The sequence below is a fragment of the Paenisporosarcina sp. TG-14 genome, assembly GCF_000297555.1.
GTDB classification, from domain to species: domain Bacteria; phylum Bacillota; class Bacilli; order Bacillales_A; family Planococcaceae; genus Paenisporosarcina; species Paenisporosarcina antarctica.
Genome location: NZ_AMGD01000130.1, coordinates 1 through 878, shown reverse-complemented (window position 1 = coordinate 878; position 878 = coordinate 1). Strand labels below are relative to the sequence as shown.

General features: G+C 37.1%; 1 protein-coding gene. It reads left to right on the top strand.

Annotated elements, in window-relative coordinates:
* On the top strand, nt 1-878 hold an 878-nt coding region (locus C406_RS19795; RefSeq protein WP_036655245.1), incomplete at both ends, for an ATP-binding protein.

The window sequence follows — 878 nt, the reverse complement described above, 5'->3', positions numbered from 1 at the left end:
GTTCAATTAATGAATAATGTAAAGTACATAAACGCTGGAACAGTGGAATTTTTGGTTTCAGGAGATGAGTTTTACTTCATCGAAGTGAATCCAAGAATTCAAGTAGAACATACCATTACAGAGATGGTGACGGGAATTGATATCGTCCATTCTCAAATTCATATTGCAGATGGTTCATCTTTATATGAAGAAGAAATTGGGATGCCTACTCAAGAAGAAATTCCGTTATTCGGGTTTGCCATTCAATCTCGTGTGACAACAGAAGATCCATTAAATAATTTTATGCCTGATACAGGGAAATTAATGGTGTACCGCTCTGGTGGAGGATTTGGAGTTCGGTTAGATGCTGGTAATGGCTTCCAAGGTGCTATCATTTCACCATACTACGATTCTTTGCTTGTAAAAGTATCAACATGGGGCAAGACGTTTAAAGAAGCTGCTGCAAAAATGGACCGAAATTTACAAGAATTCCGTATTCGTGGAATTAAAACGAACATTCCATTTTTAGGGAATGTCGTTAAACATCAAAACTTTATTACAGGTAATTTTAATACAAGCTTTATTGATTCAACACCAGAACTGTTCTTGTTCCCACTTCGTAAAGACCGTGGAACAAAACTATTAAATTATATCGGAAACGTAACAGTGAATGGTTTCCCAGGAATAGAAAAAGCATCAAAGCCGGTGTTTACCGTTCCAAGAAAACCAAAAATTGATTTATTAGTTCCACCAACATCTGGGACAAAACAAATCCTAACTGAACGTGGAGCAGAAGGACTAGTTAAGTGGATTCACGAACAAAATGATGTGTTAATAACCGATACGACATTCCGTGATGCCCATCAATCATTGCTTGCTACACGTGTACGTTCAAATGA